The following is a 1,805-nucleotide window of genomic DNA, read 5'->3' on the forward strand; positions in this document are numbered from 1 at the left end:
GGTTACAAACTGCACATACTTCATTTGTAGATGGTTCTCCACATATTTTACACGGTTGAAGTTTTGGTTTTTCTTCAGCTTGTTTTAAAATTGGATACATTTTCCTTAAAAATTCACTGTAAAACCTTAGTTTTGTTCCGGGGCTTTTTTCTTCAAGTTGAGATAAAAAGATTTTGTAATCTATTGAAGTTGCTCCTTCTGAAAATGGACATTCTTGTTCTATGTAATCTATCGATGATAAAACGGCGTACATAGCACTTTCTTTTTCAGATATCTTACAAAGTGGTTTTACTTTCCTGATAAAACCGTCTTCTTCCGGTAAAACTGGGTACTGTCTTTTTAGATACTCTACACTCCAATTTAATGTGTTTGAAAACAAAACTGCCGATTCATCGTCAAGGTTGTGTCCGGTTGCTATTATTTTATATCCTTGTTCTTTTGCAAATTTATTCATATAGTATCTTTTTACTGTTCCACATACGGAACAGGCAGGTCTTGAATCGTATTTTTTTATATCCGGAATAGGCATTATCTCTTCTTTCAGACTTACCTGATGGAGAGTCCTTCCTATTTTGCTTGCAAATTTTAGTGCAAGTTCTTGGGATTTTTGAGAGTACTCTCCAATACCTAAGTTTATGTAAAATCCATCTGCTTGATAACCAAGGTTAACTAATGCTTGCCATAAAGATAAACTGTCCTTCCCTCCGGATACCGCAACTAAAACCTTATCTTCCTTTGTAAACATTTTAAACTCTTTTATAGTTTTTTCTACTCTGTTGTCAAACCATTCAAGGTAGTGTTTTTTACATAGAGATAATCTATATTGCGGTAGATATACCTGTGCTTTTTCTCCACATTTAATACATTTTCTCAAAATTTTCCTCCGGATATCGCATTTACAACTCTTACTTCGTCATCTTGAGTTATAGTCTCATTTTCATCAACTATCTCTCCATTTTTAACCACAAAAGCAAAATCTTTTGAAAGTCCCAATGTTTTTAAAATATCTTTTGCTTTTATCTTTTCTTTATCAAAAGTTAAAACTCTCTCTTCTCCTCTGTACTTGATTTTAAGGTTCACCTTTTTCTCCTTTTAACACACATTTTAACAAATCTTTTAACTTTCTTACAGCTTTACCTCTGTGACTTATTTTATTTTTCTCTTCAGGTGGTAGTTGTGCCATCGTCATGTCATAACCTTGGGGAATAAAAATTGGGTCGTATCCAAAACCACCTGTTCCTTCCGGCTTTTCTGCAATAGTTCCTTCACATACTCCTTCCGTCCAAAAACCAAGTCCTGATGTTGGGTCGTAGTAAGTAACCACAGTTTTGTATCTTGCTTTTCTGTTTTGTTCTCCTTCAAGGAGTTTTAAAAGTTTTATGTTGTTTTTTTGGTCTTTTGAAAGGTTTTGGTTTTCTAATTTTCCACCAAAATCTATACTGTAAAATCTTGCCGAATACACTCCCGGATATCCGTTTAGCTGGTCTACCTCTAATCCGGCATCTTCCGCTATAACGGGTAATTTATAAAAGTTTGCGTAAAAAGTCGCTTTTTTAATAGCATTTTCTAAAAATGTTTCTTTATCCTCTTCTACTTCAAATAACCGGTCCATATCTCTCAACGATAAAAGCTCTACACCTAAGTCTTCTAAAATACTTTTTAGTTCTCTTAACTTTCCTTCGTTTGTTGTTGCAAGAAGGATTTTCACTGTTTTTTCTCCTCTTTTTTTATTGACGGACAAAAAGCTGCTTGAAAATCTTCTTTTGTTAATTTTTTAACATTAGATTTTTTGTTTTCACATGATG

3 protein-coding genes are annotated in these 1,805 nt (G+C 33.5%); all 3 read right to left on the reverse strand.

What is annotated here, in order from left to right:
• Positions 1-874 (reverse strand): TIGR00269 family protein (locus NE054_RS08050; RefSeq protein WP_297890443.1); only part of this gene is annotated, 874 nt, incomplete at its 3' end.
• Positions 871-1,080 (reverse strand): MoaD/ThiS family protein, encoded by a 210-nt coding sequence (locus tag NE054_RS08055; protein ID WP_297890445.1) that lies wholly within the window; start codon positions 1,078-1,080, stop codon positions 871-873. The genes NE054_RS08050 and NE054_RS08055, both read right to left, overlap by 4 nt.
• Complete coding sequence (gene rdgB, locus NE054_RS08060; protein ID WP_297890447.1) at positions 1,070-1,708, reverse strand: RdgB/HAM1 family non-canonical purine NTP pyrophosphatase; 639 nt, start codon at positions 1,706-1,708, stop codon at positions 1,070-1,072. Before rdgB ends, NE054_RS08055 begins: the two co-directional genes overlap by 11 nt.
• Positions 1,709-1,805 lie beyond the last annotated feature (97 nt).

Origin of the sequence: Sulfurihydrogenibium sp. (genome assembly GCF_027448985.1) — a bacterium.
In the GTDB taxonomy this organism is placed as follows: domain Bacteria; phylum Aquificota; class Aquificia; order Aquificales; family Hydrogenothermaceae; genus Sulfurihydrogenibium.